This window comes from Marivirga lumbricoides, assembly GCF_014636295.1.
GTDB classification, from domain to species: domain Bacteria; phylum Bacteroidota; class Bacteroidia; order Cytophagales; family Cyclobacteriaceae; genus Marivirga; species Marivirga lumbricoides.
This window is the reverse complement of sequence record NZ_BMEC01000001.1, coordinates 497,225-522,258: the sequence shown is the minus strand read 5'-3', so window position 1 is coordinate 522,258 and position 25,034 is coordinate 497,225. Positions and strand designations below refer to the sequence as shown.

The following is a 25,034-nucleotide window of genomic DNA, read 5'->3' as shown; positions in this document are numbered from 1 at the left end:
AGCGAATCAATTGAATATTTATTGCCTGACGTAGACAATTGTACAAATTAATGAAATTAGCTAAAAACTTGCTGGTGAATGCTTAATTTATTAGTTAAGAAAGAAAATCAGTACAGAAACAACAGTGTATCCCCTTAGTGTTATAGTGTGTATCATCCTGAAAATAGCTGGGCTGAATTTTCGATTAGTAAGTTGGAAGGGTGCAGCTTTAAACCTTCCGGAATACCGGGTTTTTAAACCCTGATACTTCTCTGCGAACCATAAGATTTCTTGCAGAACTTGTGTTTATGTTATTTCATCCACTTTCCTATCATTCAATTTCTGCTAAATTTGCAGCATGTTAGAGACTCTCATCGAATGGGATATTCGCTTATTCCTGTTTCTTAATGGATTGCATACCGATTGGCTGGATCCTGTTATGTTGGCCATCACCGGCAAATATCTTTGGATCCCCCTATATGTGGTTATTTTAGCCATCATGATCCGTAAGTTAAAATGGAGAAGTATTTATATTATGGTTGCTTTTGCGCTGTTGATCACTTTGGCGGATCAGTCAGCTTCTGGTTTGTTTAAACCCTTTTTCGAAAGACTCAGGCCCTGTTATAATCCAGATATTCAGGAAATGGTGCACATAGTAAAACACTGCGGGGGCAAATATGGCTTCGCATCCAGCCATGCATCCAATACTTTCGCTTTAGCGATATTTCTCTGGCTGATCTACAGGAATTTATTTGGAAAGATAATGATAGGCTGGGCAGTTCTGGTTTCTTATTCCAGAATTTATGTAGGAGTACATTATCCTGCCGATATAATTATGGGAGCCATTCTTGGATTGCTTTCCGCTTTGATAGTGTATTATTTATATAAAAGAATTTTCCCTAATGACTTAGAGAAAATTCATGGTTTTATATAAAATGTCTTTGTAAGAAGCTCCAATAGGAATCGCTTTTACTTTAATGTGTACACTTAAATCTTCTATGAAATCAATTTTTTCCAGATTGACGATAAAGGAGCGGTGCACTCTTACAAATCGTTGATTAGGAAGTTTTTTCTCCACGCCTTTCATTGTATGGTGTACAATGTATTTTTTAGCTTCTGTATTAATTACGACATAATCAGCCAGTGCCTCAACAAAAAGAATATCGGCCAGCTTAAGATGAATTATTTTACCATCGCTTTTAATAAATATATGCTCAATTGAATCTTTCTTCTTGCGGAAAGCTTCAATGTTGCCTTTAGCTTTTGTAACAGCTTTGCTAAACCGATCATATTCAAAAGGTTTAACAAGGTAGTCAGTAACTTTTTGGTCGAAAGCATCCACAGCATAGCTGTCATTGGCAGTTACTAAAATTACCTCATAACCATTATTCAATCTGGCAACTAATTCTATTCCGGTCATTTCCGGCATTTGAACATCAAGAAATATAATATCAACTTCATGTTCTTCCAAAAGATCGATCGCTTTGGTAGCACTGTCAGCCTCTACTACCAGCTTCAATCCTGAGGTTTCCTTTATTTGTTTGCTGATGTATTGTCTGAAAATTGGATCATCATCCACCACCATGCAATTTAATTCTGCGGCCATAATAGGGTCAATTATTTGTTTCTGTTGACAAGTTTTTGTACATATTTCCCAATTATATCGAATTCTAAGTTTACTTCATCATATTTTTTGATTTTTTTGAAGTTAGTATGCGAAAAAGTATACGGAATGATAGCTACTCTAAATGAAGTATCTGTTACATTAAAGCAAGTAAGACTTACTCCATTAATGCAAATAGAGCCTTTCTCTACCAATACATTTTCACTACTATCGTACTCAAAATCGAATAGCCAGCTTCCATCTGCCTCCTGTACCTCCAGACATTTTCCTTTTGCATCCACGTGCCCCTGCACAATGTGTCCATCCAGCCTGCCATTCATTTGCATGCAACGCTCAAGGTTAACAAAATCTCCGGCTTTTAAAGTGCCGATATTTGATTTTTGCAGTGTTTCATCTATTGCAACTACGGTATGCGCATCAGGATGCAGCTCAGTAACAGTTAAGCAAACACCATTGTGCGAAACACTTTGATCTATCTTCAATTCATTGGAAATGTCACTTTCAATCTTTAAAATAAGGTTTCCCTTTTCCTTTTTAGCGTCTTTTACTTCGCCCAAGGTTTCTATAATCCCTGTAAACATATTGTAATATTACTCAAATGTAAATAAACATAAAAACAGTAAAGATGCTAAATAGTTACACTTAATATGGACTTGCCTGAATAACAGAGAGTTCACTCTACAATTGTACGGAAAGTAAGGTTAATTCTTGGCTCGCTCACTTTGGTAGTAGGAGGTAAGCGATGCAACCAATACGTTTGGGTAACTCCTTTCATTACCAGTAAACTGCCATTTTCAAGCCACAAAGCGACTGTTTCTTTGCTTTCTTTATGCTTAAATGCAAATTTTCGCTCTGCTCCGAAGCTCATGGAAGCTATAGCTCCATTTTTTTTTAAATCTTTTTCTCCATCACTATGCCAGGCCATTCCTTCACTACCGTTGTGGTATAAGTTGAGAAGACAGGAATTATAAGTCTCTCCTGATTCTTTTTCAGCCAGTTGTTTAAGTTCCAATAATTCTTCCGTCCAGGGCAAGGCTTTTTTCGTAGTATTGGAGTACGTATATTCAAAGCTCCGGTCACCGTACCAGGCAACTTTTCTTTTGGTGATGATGTGCTTGCCAAAGATTACTGCTTCATCGTTTTTCCACTCAATGGTGTTTAGCAACTTTTCATAATAGAACAACAATTTTGAATTAGGGACAATTCTTCCATAATAATTGACCGTGCCATTATAGGGTAAAAGGTTTTTGTGAGGATTAACAGAGTCTGAAAACAACTTCATTTAAAACAAAAATTAACATTGATAACGTATATCATCTACGCTTCAAAATATCAATTGTGAAATTAAAATGTTATGTTTAATTTTTAAGTATTTAATGATATTAAGTTTCCTCAAGAGATGTTTTTAAATAAGAGAAAAAAAATAACGGAGCAGATTAAACAGTCATTTGGAAATATTAAAGAGGAAAAATTTTACTTTCAAAATATTGAAAGATATTACCGAAATAAGAAAATAATAGGTGATTCAAAGACTATTTCGGATGAAACAGCTCTCGATCTCGATTTTGACGATCTATTTATGTATTTGGACAGAACCACATCAAAGGTGGGGCAGCAGTATCTTTATTACTTACTCCGAAACATCCATGCCGATCAATCAAAAAAGGCAATAAAAGAGCAGTTGATTCACAAATTCATTAATGATGAGAGTTTTAGACTGAAAGTTCAACTAACGCTTAATGAGCTGAGTGAGCATGAATGTCTTTACCTACCTTCCTTGTTTCAGGAGAAATATTTGTCTCCACCTAAATGGTTTTTCATACTGAAATTTCTAGCCTTATTACCAATCGTATTTTTACTTTTGGTGCCTGTTAGTCAATATTTCTCACTTTTTTTATTGGCTGCACTTTCTATAAATTTTGGAATACATTATTGGAATAAAAGCAATTTATTACAGTACATTGGCGCACTTCCATATGTCAATATTCTATTTAAGGTTGCGCGTAATCTTTCAAAAGAAGATGATTTGCTTCTATTAGACGCTACTATTGGAGCTGCTATTAAAAATGCGGAGAAAGTTAAGGGTGGAATAACCTTTTTTAAGACCAATTCTGGAATGGAAAACGAATTCACTTCCCTGGGTTGGGCGTTATTTGAGTTGGTGAAAATCCCGTTCTTACTTGAGCCTCTTGTACTGTTTCGAACCCTCAATAAACTAGATAAAAGAAGAAGTGACATGGATAAGGTCTATTCCTTCATAGGGAAAATAGATGTGTTGATATCGATAGCATCTTTAAGAAAAGGCCTTGCAAATTATTGTGAACCGAAAATAGCTGCAGAGAAAAAAAACTTGGATTTCACAGCATTGTATCATCCGCTTATTGAGGATTGCGTGTCTAACAGCTTGAATATAAAGTGTAAATCTGTTCTGCTGACAGGTTCCAATATGTCTGGCAAAACTTCATTTATCAGAACTATCGGAGTAAATATAATTACGGCTTTTGCTTTAAATACTTGTTTTGCTGAAAATTTCTTAGTTTCTAAAACAGATATTATGTCTGCTATAAGAATCTCGGATGATTTACTTAATGAGAAAAGCTATTATTTTGAAGAGGTGTTAAGAATCAAAGCAATGTTGGATAGAGCAGAAGAAAGCGAGAGCTGTCTTTTTATGCTTGATGAAATTTTCAAAGGAACAAATACTATAGAGAGAATAGCTGCTGGGAAAGCTGTGCTATCTGCTCTATCAGCAAAAAATCATATTGTATTTGTGTCCACACATGATATTGAACTTGCTGATTTATTAAAAGAGGAATATGCACTGTATCATTTTTCTGAAGAGATAAAGGATCGGTCAGTTGGTTTCGATTATAAATTAAAGAAAGGGAAGCTGACAAAAAGGAATGCTATTAAAATACTATCTATCAATAAATATCCTAAAATAGTAACAGAAGAGGCACTGCGCGTAGCAGATGAGCTTAGTAATACTAATAAGTAAGGGTGATTTATATCAATAGTTCAATACAATTCCTCATTTTTAAAAGGAATTAATGCCAGAATGACTGCTTCTGTATAGTAGCTTGTTCTGTTGACCAGATCACCTGTTAAAATACCAACAGCACCATTTTTCTGCTTAGTATTTGTGCCTCCAAAAACCATGTCATCCGCCTCACCTAATTCCTTTCCTTCAGCAATTAATTCGGTAACAGCCCTGGGAAGGTAGAAGGTGCTGGTTTTGGCTTTACCGGTTTTCTCTTTACTGCTGATTATTATCCATGCAAATACTTCCATCTCCTCATCTATTTTTTCAATTCCCCCTTCAATACCTACCCAAAATTGTGCATTTGGGGTAAGCGCTTTCGCGTTTTTGATCCTGTTAAGAGCGCCTTCTTTTGTTTCCTTACTGCTCAGTGGCTGTTCACTCACTCCGGAAGGGGAGGAGATACCTTCAAATTGAAATTCCAGAGTGGGAAACATCTTCTGAAAACCAGCTTTTACAGCATTGATCTTTACAGGATTTTTGGAGGCGATTATTACTTTTTGAATCATAATTTATTCTAAAAAGGCTAAAATTAAGAAAATCCTTATTTAGGAGCTAGTTTGATGAACCTTACAGGTTTAGTTTTTTGTAACTAATTAAGCTCTTGCGTGTTAAACTAATCATATGAATTCATTTAATAATTTATGATGAGCAAAATCTATTTCACTTTTTTACTCGCTTTTATATTGCCCTTGATGCAATGTACTGCACAAAATACTACTGAGGAGAAAGATGACCCCTACAATTATAAAGCAGGAGATCCTAGTGGCATTGGGAAATGGTACATGGGCAGGGAAATTGCACATGTGATGGGCTATCAGGGGATTAACTGGTTAGAGCGACCAGAACGTGAAAGAGAAGAAAATACAGATAAATTGCTTCAAAACATGAATATTCAGTCTGATGATGTGATTGCTGATATTGGAGCAGGTTCAGGCTACCATGTTTTTAAAATGGCAGCTTTGGCTAAAAATGGGCTAATCTATGCTGTAGATATTCAGCCGGAAATGTTGCAAGCTATGAGAGTGCGACAAAAGAAGGAAGGAGTAAGCAATATAGAACTGATCAAGGGAGCTGAAAAGAGCGTTAATTTACCGGAGAGCTCTGTAGATAAAATCCTGATGGTAGATGTATACCATGAGTTTAATTTTCCAGTGGAAATGATGGCTTCAATCGGAAAAGCACTTCGCCCTGAAGGTAAGGTATATTTAATTGAATACCGAGGAGAAGATGACTCCGTGCCCATTAAAAAAGTTCATAAAATGACTGAAAAGCAAGCCGTGAAAGAAATGGAAGCAGTAGGTTTTGTTTTAGAAGAGAATATTAAGAACCTACCATGGCAGCATTGTTTAGTGTTTAAAAAGAAGTAATATAATTATTCCCCACCTGCTTTCTGTGGAGTAGAAGCTTCTGAATACTTTTAACCCGATCCTTGTATTAGTATTGTTTCATTCCTGAATTATAGGAATTCCCTGGCCAACATTTCATTAATTTACTTTACATTTGTTGTTACACTAATTATTTTAAATGCAAGAAGCGCAGAAATATAGCCGATATTCTTTTTTGTTGGATCGCACAGCCAGACGCGTAAAGCAGTACGCCAAGCAACGGTTTCGTGAGTTAGGCTGGAGTATTACCGTGGATCAATGGACTGTTTTAAAGCAACTATTTGATAGGGGAGAGCTTAATCAAAGGGAGTTAGCTGAACTTACTTTCAAAGATCACCCAACTATGACGCGCATTATAGATCTGCTATCAACTAAGGAGCTTATAGTAAGAAATGCACACCCGGATGACAGGAGAAGTTTTAAAATTTCACTTACGGAGAGTGGAACAGAATTGGTGAAAGAGTGTCTGCCGGAAGTACAAAGTATCAGAATGAAAGCCTGGGAAAATCTCTCTGAGTCTGACTTTAAGGAGTTTAAGAGAATATTAGATAGCATTTATGACAATTTGAGTCTATAAATGCTATTCATTTGATTTATAATTGGTTCAACTTCCTGCAAAGGGAGTTCCAAAAATTCCTACTGCCAATTCGGCCCATATAAGAAAAAAGGCAATTATTACCGCAGCTAGGATGCCCATTCTATAATTCTTCTGTCTTACTTTTCTAAAAATGAGTTCTGCAAGCACGCCTGTCCCTAAAAGTAGTCCGCCCATAATTATGAAGTCTGAAAGGGTCCATGCCACTTCAGGAGTAAACTGCATAGCAATTAAAGGAATGCATAAGATAACTGCTACAGCAAGTAATATTCCGGTTAATCTTTTGTTTGAAGTATTCATGATGTTGTTTGTTAAAAGTACTTTGTATTTCAAAGTTATATCAGTTTTCGGAATTAGCAAATTTTTTGAATACATTTTTCATTGAATGGTTGGGTTTTATGGGTAAAGTATTTTATATCTTTTTCCCTGAAAGATTTTCTCAAATATAGTTAGTAAAACAACTATATTTATACGAACTTTGTTGGCACATAGTAGTTATATCATCCAAGAAGTAATTAAAGATATGATACAAACAGATATTTGCATAATAGGAGCAGGGCCTGTTGGCTTGTTTTCAGTGTTTGAAGCAGGATTATTAAAATTAAGGTGTCACCTTGTGGATGCATTACCGCAAGTAGGAGGGCAGCTTTCTGAAATTTATCCTAAAAAACCTATTTATGATATTCCGGGATTCCCTACCGTGAAAGCGCAGGAATTAGTGGATAATTTAATGGAGCAAATAAAACCTTTTAACCCGACTTTTACATTGGGTGAAAGGCTTGATACTATGGAAAAAACTGCAACCGGCTTTCAATTGAAAACCAGTGACGGTACAGAAATAGATTGTAAAGTAGTTGTAATTGCAGGAGGTTTGGGCTGTTTTGAGCCGCGTAAACCACCTATTGTAGATATCGCTAAATTTGAAGGAAAAGGAGTTCACTATATGGTGAAGGATCCTGAAACTTTCAGAGATAAAAATGTTATCCTTGCAGGTGGTGGTGATTCTGCTTTAGACTGGACAATAGAGCTTTCAAAAATAGCTAAGAAAATTACTCTGATCCACAGAAACGAAACATTCCGTGGGGCACCTGATTCAGCAGAAAAGGTTTTTGATTTGGCGAAAGAAGGTAAAATCAACTTGCTACTTAAAAGTAACCTTACCTCTGTGTCCGGAAATGGAAAATTAAATGCTGTAAAAGTGCAGGGAGCTGATAAGTCTGAATTGGAGTTAGAAGCAGATTATTTAATTCCTCTCTTCGGTTTGAGTCCTAAATTAGGGCCAATTGCTGAATGGGGCTTAAGCATTGATAAAAATGCTATTGAGGTAAATACCACCGACTATTCTACTAATATACCTGGTGTTTACGCTATTGGTGATATAAATACTTATCCCGGTAAGCTTAAATTGATCTTATGTGGATTCCATGAAGGTGCTTTAATGGCACAAAGTGCATTTAAGCACATTTATCCGGACAAGCATTTAAGCTTTAAATATACTACTGTAAACGGAATTGAGTCGTTCTAATGGCTGATATTAAAATAAGAGTCCAGGATTATACTGGTGAGATCAAAGAGATAGAAGCACCAACAGATATGAATTTGAGTCTGATGGAACTTCTAAAGGCCAATGAGTATCCGGTATTGGCAACCTGTGGTGGTATGGCACTTTGTGCTACCTGCCACGTTAAAGTGGAAGAAGGCTTTGAGAAACTTTCTGAGTCAGGAGACAATGAGCTGGATATGATTGATACTTTGCCAAATGCTGAATACAATAGCCGCTTAGCTTGCCAGTTGCGGCTTAACGATGCAATGGATGGCATGCTGGTACGTCTGGCTGCTGATGAGAATGACTTATAAAATATATGTAAAAGCAGTGAGAGTATTTTTTGCTCTCGCTGCTTTTAAATTTATACTTAATAAAGTAGCTGATTCAGTTCAGTAAAAAGGAGTTAATGAAAATTGAATTTTTAGAACTGTTGATTAAAAAGATAACAGCTCTAAAATGTTTAAAATCCTTAGTAAGACTTTACATTCGTTAAGTCAAAATTGGATATGGTACTTTTCTCCTTGTTATCAGAAATCGTGAAGATTATATCATTAAAATCTTTATCACCCCCATCTGAGGTAAATATATCCTCAAAAGCCAGTACAATTTCATTAAACTCTTGGAAAGTAAATAGCACGTGCTGTTGTTGTTGCTCCAGATTAAAATTTGTATTGGTATAAAATGTTTCTCTATTAAAATCAACTTTTTCGGAATTCCAGCCCCTTACTATTAAAAAGAATCCTATTACTGTTCCTGCGGGATATTTACTATCACCCACTTGTAGCATATCTCCCTGGTCTAGAATATCGTCACTCACGTTGGGGAAAAGTACTTGAAGGTTTAGATTAGACTTCTGGACCGTTCCTTCAGAAGGAGTATAAATATAATAACCTAAAGTGTTTTCATATTTGGCCCCTTCAGAAACAAATGTTAAAAAAACCTCTGATTCTTTTTTTAAGACTATATTTTTCTCAGCACTTACATCAAATAATTCAGGGTGAGATTCCAGAAAGTTTGTTCGTTCAGGGAATATTGAGTCTATCTCTTCTAAAACCTCAGCCTTAACTACTGTAGGAAGTATTTTCCCTGGTCTTTCTTCAATCTTTTCTTCTTCTTTTTCACAGGAAATAAAAATTGTTGAAATAAGTGAAAGTGCTATTATTGAAAATAATTGCTTCATTAATCTTTGGGTTGCTTTTTTCATGTAAAAAATAATTACTTTATATTAAAAAATTTCAATTTGTTTTGAGCGGTAGAGGTAGAAAATCTTACTGCTTTTTAGACGAAACCTATAAAATAGCTCACGAATTATATGGATTACTGTTTCAAATCTACTATGGTTATTGAATGATTTGATTTTTATTTCTATAGCTTGTATAACTACTTTAAACCAGAATGTTTAAATAGTTATATTTATTCATCTTTAGGTTTGTTGTTTTGAATTATAATATAAGTATTCATTAAATAAGCCAGGGTTTGAGTGAATGAGACCTTACCTTATCTATTTACCTATTTATTTAAAATCTGATATTTAGGATTGGTTACAAAGACATTCTTTGATAGTTGAACATCATATTCATTGATAATGACTAAGAATGCTCCCGGATCACCGTCTTTTCGCATGAACTTATTATATTTAGGTTCCGTTTAGCCAAGAAGATAAATTATTCAGCATATGTACGTACCTTTTAATGAATTGAATGAAAAAGCAAGAGTCTGGATTTACCAGTCTGATCGTAAACTTTCAGATGAAGAATGCGATTTTATTGATAGTGAAGGAAAAAAATTTTCAGAGGAATGGACAGCTCACAATCAGGCTTTAAGGGCTTCAATACGAGTGAGTCATGCCCAGTTTATTATCATTTCAGTGGATGAAACTCAAACTATGGCTAGTGGTTGTTCTATTGACAAGTCTGTGCATTTCATTCAGGGTTTAGAAAAACAGCTTAGCGTTAACCTGCTTGATAAAAGTAAGGTGGCCTTATTGATAAATGATGAGGTAGTTTTAACTCCTTTAGGTAATATTAAAAAGAAGATCGCTGATGGGGATATTCAGGAAAATAGCTTGGTTTTCAATAATTTGGTAGAAAATATACAATCCTTAAATGATAACTGGGTCATACCTGCTAAAAGCAGTTGGATGAATCGTTTTTTTTAGACTACAGGTATTTTTTTGAGTAAAAATACGTTAACTACAATACAAATTGACTTAATTACCTAAATGATTAAAAGGAAGCTATTAGTTGCATTTCTTTGCCTCTCTTTGGCAGCTTGTTCTGTTAGTAAAAAGGCAGAGAAGAAATTTGATAACGGGGAATACGATCTTGCCATAGGTCTTTATGAATCTGTTATAAAGAAAGAGGAGCAACCCGCTGAGGCTTATTATTACCTGGCCGAATCTTACAGGCTTTCTAACCGATTGGAAATAGCTACTCCTTATTACAAGAAAGCTATAGAGCTGGGTTATGATCAGGAAATGATTTATTATAATTATGCACTTTCACTTAAGGCTAATGCAAATTATGAAGCTGCAGAGCAAGTACTTCAGGAGTATATGTTGGAAGCTACTGATCCTAAAGTAAAAGAGCTGGTTGAGCATGAACTGGACAATCTTAATAATATCGATGAAATATTGGAAGATGAATCCTACTACACAGTTAATCCATTAAATGAAATCAATACATCTGCTTCGGAGTATTCCCCTTATTTTCATGATGGTGAATTGTATTTCACCTCAACAAGGGATGATGGGAAAATTTACAAAGCTACTGGCGAAAACTTTTCTGACATTTATAAAGTAAAATCAAAAGGGGCGCTAGTCGATACGACCAGCATTACAAAGCTACCGGATATTATAAATTGGCCTAATGCCAATGAAGGATCAATTGCTATTACCTCCAATGGTAGAACTATGGTTTTTGCCAGAGGAAACACTGGTAAAAGAAAGGGACTTAACGATGTAAACCTCTATATTACCAGGTATAGAAACGGGCAGTGGTCTGAACCACAACTCATGGCTATCAATGATCCCAACGCATGGAACTCTACACCTGCATTTAGTTCGGATGATAGAACTCTTTATTTTTCTTCCAATCGCGAAGGCGGTTTTGGCGGAAATGATCTGTATTCTGCTACAGTAAATAGCCGTGGTGTTTGGGGAAATGTAAGAAACTTAGGCCCGCAAATTAACACGCCTGAAGATGAGCTTTTTCCTGCTACTTCTCAGGATGGGAGACTTTTCTTCTCCTCCAATGGTCATCCCGGACTTGGTAAACTGGATTTATTTTACGCTGAAAGAAAAGCAGGAAAAATATATGTGACCCACATGGGAAACCCCATGAATTCCAATAAAGATGATTTTGCTTTGTTTCTTTATGCTCCTGACCGGGGATTCTTTTCTTCAGACAGGCCTAATGGAAAAGGTAGAGACGATATTTATACTTTTAAGAATGAAGATCCTAATCTTAAAATTGTTAACTATTACCTGGTAGGAACCACAACAACCAATAATAGTAACAATGAAGAGGTCATTTTACCAGGGGTAAATGTTCGTTTCTTTTCTCAGGATAGCGTATTGTTAGGAGAAGTGCTTACCAGTCAGGATGGTAAATTTAATTTTCGGGTTTCTGAAGAAGAAAACTACTTCATTATTGCAGAAAAAGAAGATTACTTTACTACAAGGAAACTTTTCTCTACAGTAGGAAAAACAGTTGATAAAAGCACGCTTACAGAGCTGATAACTAATAAAATTTTCGAAACAACTATTCTTTTGGAAGAGATCATTTTAGATAAAGCCTTCGAGCTGGAAAATATTTATTATGATTTCGATTCAGCCAATATTCGTGCAGATGCCGCTATAGAGCTTGATAGGTTAGTGACTATTTTAAAAGATAATCCGCCAATCAAAATAGAGTTAAGCTCTCATACGGATGCAAGGGGTGAAGCAGCTTATAACCAGGATCTTTCTAAAAGAAGGGCTCAATCTGCTGTGGCTTATATTATCAGTCAGGGAATTGATGCTTCCAGAATTACTGCCAGAGGTTATGGGGAAAGCCAATTAAAAATACCTGATGCTCAGACAGAGGAGGAGCATGAAACCAACAGGCGTACTGAGTTTAAGGTAACTGAATATGACAAGGAAATAGCAAAACGTATAAAACAGCAGGAAGATGCTTTGTTTAAAAAGGACAATGTGCAAGTAGAGGTGAAAGAGGAAAGGCTTGAGCCACAAAACAAGACTGAAGAAGACGAATTTGACTTCAATTAACTAGAGTTATAATTAATAGAACATAATATCCTGTGTTTTTCAATATATTAATGTAGCATCAGATGAAACTCTGATGCTATTTTTTTATAGAAGGTTGAAATTAGTTTATGATATGGAAATAAACTTAGTGAGTTAATGAAATACTCACTTTATCATCTCTGTAACATTATGATCAAGATCAATTTCTAAGTCCATAATTGTGTTGGCTTTAACTTAATTTTTGGATAGACTTTGTAGACTATAATCAAAAAAAAGCCCTGCTTTCACAGGGCTAAAATCTTTGTTCAAGTTAATAATAATGTTTATTAGAACATAAATCCAATGTAAATTTGAAGAGCTGAGTTTTTGCCTAAATCTCCCTCAGCTAAATCTGTATCCCATTCAACATTTTGCAAACCCAGACCATATCTGGCTCCTACGCTTACGTTATCGAAATCAAGTCCGGCATCAATAGCAAATCCCCAATCAAATGTTTGAAAATTGTCTCTGTCAAATGATTCTTCTCCTTCAAATGAGTCTCCATCATCATCTACTGCTTTAGCCTTTGCAGAAATAAGCGTAGCAACATAAGGACCAGCGCCTATGTGAAGAAAATCTGTTGGGTGAATGTTAAAAAGAACCGGAAGTTCAACATAGTTTAAAATTCCTCTTACCTCTCCATCAGCCCATAAAACATCATATTCAAAAGTAGATCCTTTTTGAGTAAAGCCTATCTCCGGCTGAATACTGAAATTGTCAGAAACAAACCCCCGATAGAATATCCCTACACCAAAACCTGCTTTCAGATTTTTATCATCCAGTTCATCCTCGTACCAGTTGGTAAGGTTAAAGCTTCCGCGAATACCTACTTTACTTTCTTTGTCTGCATCATCATCCATTTGTGCGAATGTGCTAAAGCTAAAAGGGATTAGCAGTCCCAATAAAAAAATTGTTTTTTTCATAATAAAAAGTTTTAGTTCTAGTACAATCCAACCGTTTTCACATTGTAGGGTTGTGATAAATGATAGAATTTTTCTTACTGAATATCAATCAATGGTTATTGTCCAATTTCTCCTATTATTCCTTATCTTTTGTAGCTTTAAAAAGCAAATAGCCGGAGCTAGCCGGCTATTTGTTTCATTCGAGTTCATGATTTTGTTTAGAATGCAAAACCAATAAAAAATTGTAAAACAGAATTTTTACCATTATCAAGACTTTGAACATCTGGAGCAACTTCATTTAATCCGTAATTATATCTGACTCCTGCGGTGCCACCTGTAAAGTCAAAACCTAAACCTGCGGCAACACCATAATCAAAAGTATTGAAATCATCTCTATCTAATTCCCTTACTGAATTGACACTTCCATCACCATCTATATCTTTTACTTTCGCAGCTATAAGTGCTGCTACATAGGGACCTGCTGAAATATATAAACTTTCACCTAAATGAATATTAGCTAAAACCGGAATTTCTATGTAAGATAAATTAAATCTATAATTTCCATTTCCAAATAAGCCGTTATAAGTTATCTGAGAACCTTTAAGACTATAGTTAATTTCTGGTTGTATACTTAACGCTTCACTAATTGACTTTCGGAAATACACTCCGGCAGAAAAACCGGGTTTAGTATTTTCATCATTTACATCATCTACGTATAAATTAGATAAGTTAAATGAACCTCTTATTCCTGACTGGTCATTTTGGGCGAATCCACAAAATCCTGAAAACAAAATGGCAATTACTAAAATTGATTTTTTCATAAATTAAATGTTTGATTATGGACTATTTTAACTGCTACAGCTATTTAATGGTTGCGTTGCTAAGGTTTATAGGTTGGAATTCAAATAATTAGAGAAACATTGTTGTGATTAGTATTTATTCTAAAGGTATGTTTTTGTGTTTAAAGAGAATGAATCAGCAGCTACATATTTTATAATTTTAACAGGAGTTTTTTCTTCAGATACATCAGGGATGGACTAATTTAGCTAATATAGAATATTTAAGAATTTAAGCTGTTTATTCTATTGATTTCAATTTATGGTAGAGAAGGGGTTTTATGTTTTCTTTTTTACTTGTGCTCAGGCTAAGAAATCAATCTTGCAGAAATTAAATGGAATGTGCTAATTACCTGACCAAAATAAGGTATTTTTGATGCGGCTAATATTTACCAATGAAAAGACTAATTGTAATCTTAATCCCTTTGCTCTTTGTAATTTCCCAGGGAGTAGCACAAGACGGTCACCTTTCTCTCAAACATTTCTCTGTTCCAATTCCCAAGCAGGATTATGTTTTCAATGACCTGACAATTGATGGGCGCGGAAGACTATTGCTTGCCCACAGAAGAGAGTTACTTCAATTTGATGGTAGAAACTGGGAAAAGCTTTCAGTAAATAGTAGTCCTCTTCGTTTTATAAAACTGGATTCCACCCTTTTTCTTCTAACACGTGAAGGAATTTCCAAAATTGAAGAAAATAAATACTATCAAAATAATGTTAGGCCGGTATTTCGAAATCCTGAGTTTTTAATAGGCGCTGATTTGATCAAACATAAATCCACATATTACTACCTGGCAGGAAGTAGAATTTTAGCCTTGTTCCCCCCAAATTTTAAGGTGGATACAGTTTTTAATAGTGAGTTAGGATACAACGATATTTTTACCTACCAGGATAAACTGTATGCATTTAACGGTAATTTTCTTTTAGAGTACTATGAAGGTGCTTGGTTGGATTTAAACCTTTATGCCCCTGATGATACAGACTTTATATTTTCCTGCCAGACAGACTCACTTGTGTTTTTCGCTTATGATAATGGTGATTTTTTTGCTTTTGACGGTAAAAATTTCAATGTTTTCTCAGAAGAGTTGAATGAATACCTGAGAGATAATTATCCCGTCTCGGGTAAAATTCTTGGAGATAAAATAGTGATAGCCACCTTGAATGGAGGAGCTGTCTTAGTGGATATAGCCAGTAAAAAAATCCTCAATACTATTCAATATTATAATGGCTTGCCATCCGATGAAGTTACTGCAGTAACCAGTGATGATCAGCAAGGTATATGGTTAGCCCATGGCGCAGGTATTTCAAGAGCGTCATTAGAAATCCCTATTAAAGAATTTCATCATTATCCTGGCCTTAGAGGTATTCCGGAAGCTGTGCTGATGCACAATGATACCTTATATGTAGGAACCAACGAAGGGTTGTATTTTTTGACTCAGGTGAAAGACTATGAAACTTTAAAGAAGGTGATGAAGGAAAAGGTTAGGGTGGAGTTAGAACCTGAAAGAAAACCAGAGGACGAAAATGAAAGTAAGTTTTTGGATAACATTTTTAATTTAAGCAAGGAACAAGACGGGCAGGATCAGGAACAGTTTATTGAAGAAACACTTGATAAGTATAAGAAAATTTATAGAAAGCAAGGTTTTCATTTTGGTAAGTTAAAAGATAAGCTTGCAGAAAAAGAAAGCGCTTTACGCGATTCCATAGCTAATATTAAAGCAATGGATGAGATGATGAAGTCCGAAAAGCCTGCAGCCCCTGATAAAAAGCAGGTGAGGTTTAAAACCATCAATAAAGTGGTAAACGTTTCAAAGCTTAAATCAATCAAATATCAGTTTCTTCCAGTAGAGAATATTGAAAGAAAAGTAACTGAGCTAATTGAAACACCTAAAGGGGTAATAGCTGTAACAACTGTAGGTGTTTTCCTTATTAATGGTACAATAATTACTAAACTAAGTGACCGCAGGTTTATAGAAAGAGCATTTTATCAAAAGAACGAAAAAACACTTTGGCTGGCAGGTGAATTCGGATTATTCAGCGTAGATATGTCCACCAGCAACTTTACTACTCAAAACCATTTTTCCAATGCTGTATATGATATAGCCATCCATGATCAACAAATGGCTTTGGTGGGTGATAATGAGGTTTTCGTTTTCAAATTACTGAACAAACAGCTTAAAAGCTTGCAGTCTTTCTACATTGAGAATGATTTTTCGGATAAAATGATGATTTTTTATGAGAAAGGGTTTTTCAAAGTATTGAAGCTGGATGGTGTGTATATTGTGGACCAGGATAAAGATGAGGTTATACTGGAGGATAAATTCACAGAAAGCTTGAGGTATTTTGTAAAGGACACACGGCAGACACTTTGGTTGGATACCCCTCAGGATGAATGGAAAATTAAAAATAGTCAATCTCCCTTTCTGAATTTACAATGGTTGAAAGTTTTACCTTATATCAAGTATATACATGCACCTTCTGATTCAATCATTTATTTAGTAGCGGAAAATAGGGTAATAGCTTTACAGGCAAATACCAAGAAATGGCAGACGTTACCGGAAAGCTTTATTAATTCTGTTTACAAGCAGAATGAAGAGCTTTCAGAGTATCAGGAACTAAAGTTAGAATACAGTAATAATTCTCTAAAGATTAATTTAAGTACTATAGATTATCTTTTTCCGGAAGGGGTGAGTTATCAATATTTCGTAAAGGGGCTCACTGAAGAATGGTCTGATTGGTCAAAGGCCGGTGAGATTGATTTCCCTTATTTGCCTGTTGGTGAATATGTGCTCCAAATAAAAGCAAGAAGTGGGTTTTCAGGTGAAATAACCGATTTTGACCTCTCTTTCGAAGTATTACCCCCTTATTGGAAAACGTGGTGGTTTTATGTTTTGGAGATTGCCTTTTTTAGTACTATCATCCTCATTTCATTAAAGTTGAACAGAACCAGTAGGAATTCTTATCTCACTAATACAGTCACATTTCTTACTTTAATATTGATTTTAGAATTTATTGCTACTATTTTAGAAAATAACCTTCAAGGATATGTGGAGGATTCCCCGGTTTACGCATTTATTATTAATGTAATTTTAGCTTTAACTATTTCTCCTTTAGGGAAGCTAATGAATAAGTTATTACTAATCATAAATACCAGACATATTAAAAGAGTTACTCATAAAATGAGAGCAGAGCAACTTCAAAACCAGAATAATGAGCAGAATTAAAATTGACGAACCATTTGTTTATCCTTTTGCCGCTTTTATTCATACCAGAATAACCGACTTAAATTATGGCGGTCATGTGGGCAATGACCGTATTTTTGCTTTTATGCATGATGCCAGAGTGCAGTACTTAAAGCATTTAGGTTATAAAGATGAAATGGACTTTTCAGGCACAGGAATGATTCAAACGGATGCTGCTATTACATACAAAGCAGAAATTTTTGCTCACGAAAAAATTAAAATTGCAATAGGCGTTACTGATATTAACAAATACGGGCTTGATTTTGTGTATAGGTTCAGTAAGGAGGATGGTCGGTTAGCGGCTTTAGGTAAAACAGGGATCACTTTTTTTGATTATAAAGAAAGAAGAATAGCAGAAATGCCTGAAGAGTTTGCCCAAAAAGTGACCAGGTGAGGCTCAAATTTTTTGGTGCAACTTGTAATTTATTTATATGTAGCTTAAATCTTAGCTAAATTAATATCATCGTTAGGTGATGAGTTATTAGTAGCAGTATCTTAATTATTCTCCATTTTGCTATAGCAAAAAAATACGGTTCGATTCTTGCTTTGCTATAGAGGAACTCAATTAAGATATATGAAAGCAATTCTCCTAATCTCCTGTTTTTCTGTGATATGTCTGTGTTTTGCAAATGCTCAAAATGAAGTAAATAAATCTTCTCGCATATATGAGGTAGTGGAAATCACTGGCCCTGGATTGCTTCAAGGAGCTTTAATCAAATTAGAATGGGATAGATCCCATAAACTGTTTTGGGATGCTCGCTTGAGAGACGAAAGGGGTAAGTTATTGGAATTTGAGTCAATACAGGATGCTCTTAGTTATTTAGACCTAATCGGGTGGGAAACCATTAGCTCCTATAATGATGAGGATTTTAAGGTGAAATTTGTGCTTAGGAAGAAAAATGATGAAGCAATTCTTCTTCCTACACTCACCAGGGAGTAGGTTTTAGCATCTCCTTTTAATTCAATCATCACTTTTCCGGATATTTGGCTTCCCGGGTAATAACTCTAATGATTTCAGCAGGAATGGTTTTATTTTAGGTTTGAAATAAAATTCAATAAGATTGATATATTCTTATTTCATTTATGTTTATTTAAACCCCTTGATCAAATACTGTTACCCTTGATAAATAAAAACTCATTGAGACTTAAGGTTCCCTGAAATAACATTGTAAATTCCGAGAATCTGACCTAATTTTAAGCTCAAATTAGAAAAAGATTATGCAGAGAGATACCGCCCTATTTGACCTGATCCAGAAGGAACAAAAAAGACAAGAAACCGGCATTGAGCTAATTGCTTCAGAGAATTTCACCTCGCCACAGGTAATGGAAGCAATGGGAAGTGTACTAACCAATAAATATGCTGAAGGCTTGCCTGGCAAAAGATACTATGGGGGGTGTGAGATAGTGGATGAAGTAGAAAATCTGGCGATAGAGCGGGTAAAGGAATTATTTGATGCTTCCTGGGCCAATGTGCAACCACATTCCGGAGCACAGGCAAATGCTGCAGTAATGTTAGCCTGCTTAAATCCGGGGGATAAGATCTTAGGTTTTGATCTTTCTCATGGAGGTCACCTGACCCATGGTTCTCCTGTAAACTTTTCCGGTAAATTGTATAAGCCCAGCTTCTATGGAGTGGAAGAAGAAACCGGATTGATAGATTGGGACAAGGTAGAAGTAACAGCAAAAAAGGAAAAGCCCAAAATGATTATCTGTGGAGCTTCTGCTTACAGTAGAGATTGGGATTATGAACGCTTAAGAGAAATAGCTGATGAAGTAGGAGCTTTATTATTGGCTGATATTTCTCACCCAAGTGGTTTAATTGCACGTGGAATTCTTAACGATCCTTTAGACCATTGCCATATTGTTACTACAACTACTCATAAAACGTTAAGAGGCCCCAGGGGAGGCTTAATTTTAGTAAGAGATGATTTTGAGAATCCTTTTGGAATTAAAAACCCTAAAGGTGAATTAAGAACAATTACGCAATTGTTGGACTCAGGTGTGTTTCCCGGCACTCAAGGTGGCCCGTTGGAGCATGTTATTGCTGCTAAAGCTGTGGCTTTCGGACAATGCTTAACCGAAGATTACTTCAATTATATTCTTCAGGTACAAAAAAATGCTGATGTAATGGCCAAAGCATTTATGGAAAGAAATTATAAAATCATTTCTGGAGGAACCGATAACCATTTGATGTTGATTGATTTACGTTCTAAAAATATTACCGGAAAGCAAGCTGAAGCAGTTTTAGGTCATGCAGATATCACTATTAATAAAAACATGGTGCCTTTTGATGATAAATCACCTTTTGTTACTTCCGGCATGAGAGTAGGTACAGCAGCTATTACTACAAGAGGGTTAGTAGAGAAAGATATGGAAAAGATTGTAAATTATATTGATACTGTGATCACCCACCATGAGGATGAACAAAAAATCTCTACATTAAAGAAAGAAATTAACGAGTGGATGTCAGGATTTCCTTTATTTAAAGCATAAGTATGCCATCAGATCAACCACAGGTGGAAATGAGCTTCTTAGATCATTTAGAAGCGTTTCGCTGGCACATTGTACGCTCTTTTGTGGCCATTGTTGTTTTTTCTATTATTGCTTTTGCCTCAAAGGAGTTTGTGTTCGGAACCTTAATACTAGGGCCTAGCCGCCCGGATTTTTGGTTTTATCAAATGGCTTGTAAGTTTGGCCAAACAATAGCAAATTCCACTGCCTTTTGCATTGATGAACTGCCTTTCATTATTCAAAGTAGAAAAATGACAGGGCAGTTTAGTATGCATATTACTTCATCTACTGTGGTAGGCTTAATTGTAGCTTTTCCTTACTTTTTCTGGGAGATGTGGAGGTTTATCAGCCCTGCTTTGTACAGTAAAGAGAAGCAGTATAGTCGTGGAGCTACCTTTTTTGTAACGCTGCTTTTTATATCAGGAGTACTGTTCGGCTACTACATTGTTACGCCTATTTCAGTTAACTTTTTAGCGAATTATCAGGTGGACCCTTCTGTATTGAATGAGTTTGATATCACCTCTTATGTATCTACAGTAACTATGCTTGTGCTGGCTTGCGGGCTCATGTTTCAATTGCCAATGGTAATTTACTTTATGACAAAAGCAGGAATTTTAAATCCTGAGATTCTAAGAAGGTTCAGGAGACATTCCATTGTAATAATTTTAATACTTGGTGCGCTTATAACACCTCCTGATCCTATAAGCCAATTACTGATTTCCCTTCCTCTGATGTTACTGTATGAAATCAGTATTTATATTGCCTCAATTGTTTACAGAAAAAACAAGAAAAAGGAAATGGGTTTACAAAAAAGTGAAGGCAACTAAATAAAACCTACAGCTATGACTTTCGCAGAAATACCTGGATTGGACGATTTAAAAAAGCAGTTGATAAAGGGAGTGAAGAATAATCACATTGCCCATGCCCAACTGTTCTTAGGAAACTCCGGTTCAGCTAATCTGCCTATGGCTATTGCTTACGCTACTTACCTTAATTGTGAGAACAGGGGAGAAGAGGATGCTTGTGGAGTATGTGCCTCATGCCAGAAAAATGCTAAATACATTCATCCGGATTTTCATTTTTCATTCCCTACCGCAGCCAATGATCAGATAAAGGGATCAGATGCAAAAATTAGCCAAAATTTCTTGAAGCCATGGAGGCAGTTCTTGATAAAAGATCCTTTTGCGTCAGTAACTGACTGGGTAGCTCATTTAGGAGTGGATAATAAGCAATTGAATATTTCCAGAGAGGAAAGCAGACAAATTATCAAAAGCTTATCTTTGAAGGCATTTGAAGGCAGGTATAAAGTAATGCTGATCTGGCTGCCTGAGTTTTTACATCCTTCTGCCGCAAATGCATTGCTGAAGATTATTGAGGAACCTGCTGAAAAAACAGTATTTCTGCTGGTTTCGAATAATCAGGGAAAATTATTGGGTACTATTACCTCCAGAACTCAGAGTGTTCATGTGCCTGCTTATTCTGATGATGAAATTTTGGAGGTCTTAACCAAGAGATATCAGATTGATCCTCGATTGGCCAAACAATTGGCACATATCGCTCAAGGTGATTTGCACAAAGCCCTGTCTCTGTCTGATGATGTTTCTGACGATACTCAGGCTGAGTTCGAGCAGTGGATGCGAGAGTGCTATACTAAAGATTATGCCAGTATGGTAAAGCGTTCTGAATCCTTCCATAAGTTTAGTAAAGTAAATCAACAGCAGTGGTTGATACATGCTGAAAATATTTACAGGGAGTCATTAATGGCTCTTATGCAAACCAGTGAGCTCATGCGCATACCAGCTGAAAATAAAGCTTTTGTTGAAAAATTCAGCAAAACCATTACCCTGGAAAAAGTGGCTCAAATGACTGATGTACTGAATAAAGCTTCCTATTACCTGGAAAGAAACGCAAGTCCTAAAATGACTTTCTTAAACGTCTCTATCCAAATATCAGGGATTTTACGAGCAAGTTAACTACAGCGATTTTAGTAAACCTTTAAAAATACGCATCATTTTTGGTTGAGCCTTCATAGCAGCACCTATAATTTCAGGAATAGAGACTGGCTTTAGCTGCTCCGGTGTGCATAAATCTGTTATAACTGAGATTGCAAAAACAGGCAGCTGCATATGGCGGGCGACAATATTTTCTGGTATCGTACTCATTCCTACTGCATCAGCCCCAATTGTCTCAAGGTATTTATATTCCGCTGGAGTCTCCAGGTTAGGGCCTGGTACCCCGGCATACACGCCTTCCTGTAAGTTTATTCCTGCATCTTTAGCTACTTCCATAGCCTTTTCAATAAGTTTTCTGTCATATGGCTCATACATATCGGGGAAACGACTACCAAATTCATCCAAATTTGCTCCACGCAAAGGGTTTTCGGGAAATAAGTTGATATGATCATTGATAACCATCACATCACTTAATTTTAAGGAGGGGTTAAGACCTCCTGCAGCATTGGAAATAAATAAGTATTGAATGCCCAGCAGCTTCATTACACGCACGGGCATAGTTACCTGCTGCATTGAATAACCTTCATAATAGTGAAACCTGCCCTGCATAGCTACTACTTTTTTACCGCTAAGCTCACCAAATATTAGGAACCCGGAATGTGTTTCAACTGTAGATACCGGGAAGTTAGGGATATCTTTATAACTTATTTTCTGATGGATTTCAATATCTTCCACCAGGGCACCAAGTCCTGTTCCTAAAATAATACCTACTTCTGGTTTGTAATCAACTACCGACTGAATGTAAATAGTTGCCTCTTTTATTTGTTCTATACTTACCATATGAAAAATTTGACTTCAATTTGCCTGAAGAATGCTTAGTATCAAAATTATTTTTAAAAATTTGAAACCTTATTGCCAGGAAGAGAGTTTATTGCGCATATTACATGTAGGTACATGTAAATTGAAAAACCTATAAATACTTTATCAACGATGAGAATTAAAATTTTATCAATTGCATTCGCTGCTCTTATAGTAGCCGCAGCTTTTACGTTTATCAGAAAAGAAGTAAAAGTTGACGTAAAATCTAGCCAAATTGCCTGGGTGGGAGAAAAAGTAACTGGTCAGCACAATGGTACTGTAAATATTAAGAGTGGTGCTTTAGATGTTGAAAACGGAACCATTAAAGGGGGTGAATTTACAATTGACATGACCTCTATAGATGTATTAGATCTTGAGGGAGACTCAAAAGGTAAATTAATGGGACACTTGAAGTCAGATGATTTCTTCAGTGTAGAAAAATATCCAACTGCGCTTTTCAAAATAAACTCTGTAAGTGAAAGCAAACAAGCCGATGCTACCCATTTTATTTCTGGTGAGTTAACTATAAAAGGAATCACTAATAAAATTACTTTCCCTGCTACAGTTACTGTTAATGGCGACAAAGTGAATGCAAAAGCTACCTTTGCATTGGACAGAACAAAATGGAACGTGCGTTATGGCTCAGGTTCATTTTTTGATGGTTTAGGAGACAAAATGATTTATGATGATTTCAAATTATCAGTAAATCTTTCATCATTATAATAATAGTTTTACGGATAAACTATGGGATAGGGACATTATGTCCCTATTTTTGTTTACAAGAAAAAGCACATATGATTACAATAATTGCAGGTACCAATCGTAAAAATTCTGTTTCTCTTGAAATAGCCAACTTATATAAAAACTTGCTTGACCAACACCAGCAGCAATCTCAAATAATAGATTTGGCTGAATTGCCTAATGATTTTATTTTTTCTGCTTTATATGAAAACTCAGGGAAAAATGCTGCTTTTAACGTTTATCAGGATAAATTAAAGGATAGTGAAAAATATGTATTTATCATTCCTGAATACAACGGATCTTTCCCCGGTGTGTTGAAAGCTTTTATTGATGGCATGGGTTATCCTTCAAGCTTCAGAAATAAGAAGTGTGCTTTGGTAGGGCTGTCTTCCGGTGTGCAAGGAGGTGGACTAGCTTTAAGCCATATGACGGATATTTTCAATTATTTAGGGATGCATGTGCTGGCACTTAAACCTAAATTAGCGAGAATAGAAAGAAATTTTGACGGAGAACAGGTAACAGATGTGCTTTATAATCAATTATTGGAAGAGCAGGTTAAGTTGTTAATTGAGTTCTAGTACTATTTAATGTTGGTACATTCTTGAAAGCAGGATTTTTTTGTAAGCCTAACACCATCTTATTACGATTCGTACTTAGAAGAAACTGACTAATTATGAATAGCGAAACAGGTAAATGGATTATCTTTCTGGGTTTAGGAATTATTCTAATAGGAGTTCTGATCTATTTCTTCCATGATAAGCTCCATTGGATAGGCAGGTTACCCGGTGATATCAGGATAGAAAATGAGAATATGCGATTTTACTTTCCTATCACTACCATGTTGCTGGCTAGTGCTTTACTTACCATCATCATAAACCTCATTAAAAGGTTTTTATAGAATAATTTCATGTGTTGGGGTTGTGTAGATAATCAGATAGTTTCTCATAGAATAAACCTACATGATAACCGTCCACTAATGCATGGTGGGCATGAATGGAAACTGGCATCATTCGTTTTCCTTCTTTTTCTACTGCTTTTCCCACTGCAAGCTTAGGAATTGAATCTTTGAACTTGAAGTGTCTGGCATGCGAAATAGAAGTGAAATGTAACCATGGAGTGGCTGTGTAATGAATTACATCATGCTGCCCGGGAATCAACTGAAGTCCTGAAGAATTTCTGACCCTTTCTGTCTCTTCCTTCATACCCTCAGCAAATTCTGCAAAACTGCTTTTATAAAGAATCTTTGAGAAACCAAAGGTTTTGTTGTCCCTTAGTACAGTAGACGAAACATGGACTTCTTCCATGTCAAATATTTCCCCATCAATTAGCCGGTGCCGTAGCTCTGGTACTTCATTCACAGCTTTCAGGATTTGAAAGGTGTAAAATTGATAGAAAGAAATTTTTTCTTCTTTACAGAATTGAGTCGCTTTAGCACAGTCTATTTCTACTGTCAATCCAAAAAATGGCTCATCGAATTGCCCAAAAAATTCAAAATGCTCTTTTCTTGGGTAGCTGTTAAGATCTATCTTTTTCAA

27 protein-coding genes are annotated in these 25,034 nt (G+C 35.8%); 17 read left to right on the top strand and 10 right to left on the bottom strand.

Annotation, left to right across the window (positions count from 1 at the left end; genetic code table 11):
• Positions 1-337 precede the first annotated feature (337 nt).
• On the top strand, positions 338-913 hold the full coding sequence (locus IEV85_RS02170) for a phosphatase PAP2 family protein (RefSeq protein ID WP_188460156.1): 576 nt from the start codon (positions 338-340) through the stop codon (positions 911-913).
• On the opposite strand, the gene IEV85_RS02165 is transcribed toward IEV85_RS02170, so the two are convergent.
• The 3 genes from IEV85_RS02165 to IEV85_RS02155 form a co-directional block, all read right to left on the bottom strand.
• Entirely contained in the window at positions 887-1,585 is a 699-nt protein-coding gene (locus tag IEV85_RS02165) for a LytR/AlgR family response regulator transcription factor (protein ID WP_188460155.1), read from the bottom strand. The two genes, IEV85_RS02170 and IEV85_RS02165, sit on opposite strands and share 27 nt — an antisense overlap.
• A gap of 11 nt (positions 1,586-1,596) precedes the next feature.
• Positions 1,597-2,184: a riboflavin synthase gene (locus tag IEV85_RS02160; RefSeq protein ID WP_188460154.1), complete on the bottom strand. Its 588-nt coding sequence runs from the start codon at positions 2,182-2,184 to the stop codon at positions 1,597-1,599.
• Positions 2,185-2,276: 92 nt separating this feature from the next.
• Positions 2,277-2,885 carry an alpha-ketoglutarate-dependent dioxygenase AlkB family protein gene (locus IEV85_RS02155; RefSeq protein WP_188460153.1) on the bottom strand — a complete coding sequence of 203 codons (609 nt, stop codon included), beginning with the start codon at positions 2,883-2,885 and terminating at the stop codon, positions 2,277-2,279.
• A 117-nt stretch (positions 2,886-3,002) separates the two neighbouring features.
• Between IEV85_RS02155 and IEV85_RS02150 the strand changes: the two genes are divergently transcribed.
• On the top strand, positions 3,003-4,601 hold the full coding sequence (locus tag IEV85_RS02150; protein WP_188460152.1) for a MutS-related protein: 1,599 nt from the start codon (positions 3,003-3,005) through the stop codon (positions 4,599-4,601).
• A 20-nt stretch (positions 4,602-4,621) separates the two neighbouring features.
• On the opposite strand, the gene yjjX is transcribed toward IEV85_RS02150, so the two are convergent.
• Positions 4,622-5,152, bottom strand: a complete 531-nt coding sequence (gene yjjX, locus IEV85_RS02145; protein ID WP_188460151.1) for an inosine/xanthosine triphosphatase — start codon at positions 5,150-5,152, stop codon at positions 4,622-4,624.
• 135 nt (positions 5,153-5,287) lie between these two features.
• Between yjjX and IEV85_RS02140 the strand changes: the two genes are divergently transcribed.
• Together IEV85_RS02140 and IEV85_RS02135 are read left to right on the top strand one after the other, a co-directional pair.
• Positions 5,288-6,013, top strand: coding sequence for a methyltransferase domain-containing protein (locus IEV85_RS02140; protein WP_188460150.1), 726 nt, complete (start codon positions 5,288-5,290; stop codon positions 6,011-6,013).
• A 157-nt stretch (positions 6,014-6,170) separates the two neighbouring features.
• A complete protein-coding gene (locus tag IEV85_RS02135; RefSeq protein ID WP_188460149.1) occupies positions 6,171-6,608 on the top strand; it encodes a MarR family winged helix-turn-helix transcriptional regulator in 438 nt (145 codons plus the stop codon).
• 27 nt (positions 6,609-6,635) lie between these two features.
• Here IEV85_RS02135 and IEV85_RS02130 read toward each other — a convergent pair whose 3' ends face one another.
• Complete coding sequence (locus IEV85_RS02130) at positions 6,636-6,926, bottom strand: hypothetical protein (protein WP_188460148.1); 291 nt, start codon at positions 6,924-6,926, stop codon at positions 6,636-6,638.
• 223 nt (positions 6,927-7,149) lie between these two features.
• On the opposite strand from IEV85_RS02130, the gene IEV85_RS02125 reads away from it, so the two are divergent.
• Together IEV85_RS02125 and IEV85_RS02120 are read left to right on the top strand one after the other, a co-directional pair.
• Complete coding sequence (locus IEV85_RS02125) at positions 7,150-8,151, top strand: NAD(P)/FAD-dependent oxidoreductase (protein ID WP_188460147.1); 1,002 nt, start codon at positions 7,150-7,152, stop codon at positions 8,149-8,151.
• Entirely contained in the window at positions 8,151-8,483 is a 333-nt protein-coding gene (locus IEV85_RS02120) for a 2Fe-2S iron-sulfur cluster-binding protein (protein ID WP_188460146.1), read from the top strand. The genes IEV85_RS02125 and IEV85_RS02120 overlap by 1 nt, the downstream gene beginning before the upstream one ends.
• A 158-nt stretch (positions 8,484-8,641) precedes the next feature.
• Here the strand turns inward: IEV85_RS02120 and IEV85_RS02115 are convergent, their stop codons facing one another.
• A complete protein-coding gene (locus tag IEV85_RS02115) occupies positions 8,642-9,376 on the bottom strand; it encodes a DUF4114 domain-containing protein (protein ID WP_188460145.1) in 735 nt (244 codons plus the stop codon).
• A gap of 471 nt (positions 9,377-9,847) precedes the next feature.
• On the opposite strand from IEV85_RS02115, the gene IEV85_RS02110 reads away from it, so the two are divergent.
• Complete coding sequence (locus tag IEV85_RS02110; protein ID WP_188460144.1) at positions 9,848-10,330, top strand: hypothetical protein; 483 nt, start codon at positions 9,848-9,850, stop codon at positions 10,328-10,330.
• Positions 10,331-10,393: 63 nt separating this feature from the next.
• Positions 10,394-12,439, top strand: coding sequence for a CHU_0125 family OmpA-like outer membrane integrity protein (locus tag IEV85_RS02105; RefSeq protein ID WP_188460143.1), 2,046 nt, complete (start codon positions 10,394-10,396; stop codon positions 12,437-12,439).
• Positions 12,440-12,744: 305 nt separating this feature from the next.
• On the opposite strand, the gene IEV85_RS02100 is transcribed toward IEV85_RS02105, so the two are convergent.
• Entirely contained in the window at positions 12,745-13,380 is a 636-nt protein-coding gene (locus tag IEV85_RS02100; RefSeq protein ID WP_188460142.1) for a porin family protein, read from the bottom strand.
• Between the two features lie 197 nt (positions 13,381-13,577).
• Entirely contained in the window at positions 13,578-14,180 is a 603-nt protein-coding gene (locus IEV85_RS02095; protein ID WP_188460141.1) for a porin family protein, read from the bottom strand.
• A gap of 410 nt (positions 14,181-14,590) precedes the next feature.
• Here IEV85_RS02095 and IEV85_RS02090 point away from each other — a divergent pair, with 410 nt between their 5' ends.
• From IEV85_RS02090 to IEV85_RS02065, 6 genes are all read left to right on the top strand, one after another.
• The gene (locus tag IEV85_RS02090; RefSeq protein WP_188460140.1) at positions 14,591-17,419 is read left to right on the top strand and encodes a triple tyrosine motif-containing protein; all 2,829 of its coding nucleotides are present in this window, start codon (positions 14,591-14,593) and stop codon (positions 17,417-17,419) included.
• Positions 17,406-17,831: a thioesterase family protein gene (locus IEV85_RS02085; RefSeq protein ID WP_188460139.1), complete on the top strand. Its 426-nt coding sequence runs from the start codon at positions 17,406-17,408 to the stop codon at positions 17,829-17,831. The genes IEV85_RS02090 and IEV85_RS02085 overlap by 14 nt, the downstream gene beginning before the upstream one ends.
• 180 nt (positions 17,832-18,011) lie before the next feature.
• Positions 18,012-18,377, top strand: coding sequence for a hypothetical protein (locus IEV85_RS02080; RefSeq protein WP_188460138.1), 366 nt, complete (start codon positions 18,012-18,014; stop codon positions 18,375-18,377).
• 278 nt (positions 18,378-18,655) lie between these two features.
• Positions 18,656-19,930, top strand: coding sequence for a serine hydroxymethyltransferase (locus tag IEV85_RS02075; protein ID WP_188460137.1), 1,275 nt, complete (start codon positions 18,656-18,658; stop codon positions 19,928-19,930).
• A 2-nt stretch (positions 19,931-19,932) separates the two neighbouring features.
• A complete protein-coding gene (gene tatC / locus IEV85_RS02070; protein WP_188460136.1) occupies positions 19,933-20,775 on the top strand; it encodes a twin-arginine translocase subunit TatC in 843 nt (280 codons plus the stop codon).
• Between the two features lie 15 nt (positions 20,776-20,790).
• The gene (locus IEV85_RS02065) at positions 20,791-21,921 is read left to right on the top strand and encodes a DNA polymerase III subunit (RefSeq protein WP_188460135.1); all 1,131 of its coding nucleotides are present in this window, start codon (positions 20,791-20,793) and stop codon (positions 21,919-21,921) included.
• Here the strand turns inward: IEV85_RS02065 and IEV85_RS02060 are convergent, their stop codons facing one another.
• On the bottom strand, positions 21,922-22,740 hold the full coding sequence (locus IEV85_RS02060; RefSeq protein WP_188460134.1) for a purine-nucleoside phosphorylase: 819 nt from the start codon (positions 22,738-22,740) through the stop codon (positions 21,922-21,924).
• Positions 22,741-22,890: 150 nt separating this feature from the next.
• Here IEV85_RS02060 and IEV85_RS02055 point away from each other — a divergent pair, with 150 nt between their 5' ends.
• The 3 genes from IEV85_RS02055 to IEV85_RS02045 all read left to right on the top strand — a co-directional run bounded on the left by IEV85_RS02055 (position 22,891) and on the right by IEV85_RS02045 (position 24,397).
• Entirely contained in the window at positions 22,891-23,481 is a 591-nt protein-coding gene (locus tag IEV85_RS02055) for a YceI family protein (RefSeq protein WP_188460133.1), read from the top strand.
• Between the two features lie 71 nt (positions 23,482-23,552).
• Positions 23,553-24,077 carry an NADPH-dependent FMN reductase gene (locus IEV85_RS02050; protein WP_188460132.1) on the top strand — a complete coding sequence of 175 codons (525 nt, stop codon included), beginning with the start codon at positions 23,553-23,555 and terminating at the stop codon, positions 24,075-24,077.
• 95 nt (positions 24,078-24,172) lie between these two features.
• Positions 24,173-24,397: a DUF2905 domain-containing protein gene (locus IEV85_RS02045; protein WP_188460131.1), complete on the top strand. Its 225-nt coding sequence runs from the start codon at positions 24,173-24,175 to the stop codon at positions 24,395-24,397.
• 7 nt (positions 24,398-24,404) lie between these two features.
• Here the strand turns inward: IEV85_RS02045 and IEV85_RS02040 are convergent, their stop codons facing one another.
• Positions 24,405-25,034 (bottom strand): chloramphenicol acetyltransferase, encoded by a 630-nt coding sequence (locus IEV85_RS02040; RefSeq protein WP_188460130.1) that lies wholly within the window; start codon positions 25,032-25,034, stop codon positions 24,405-24,407.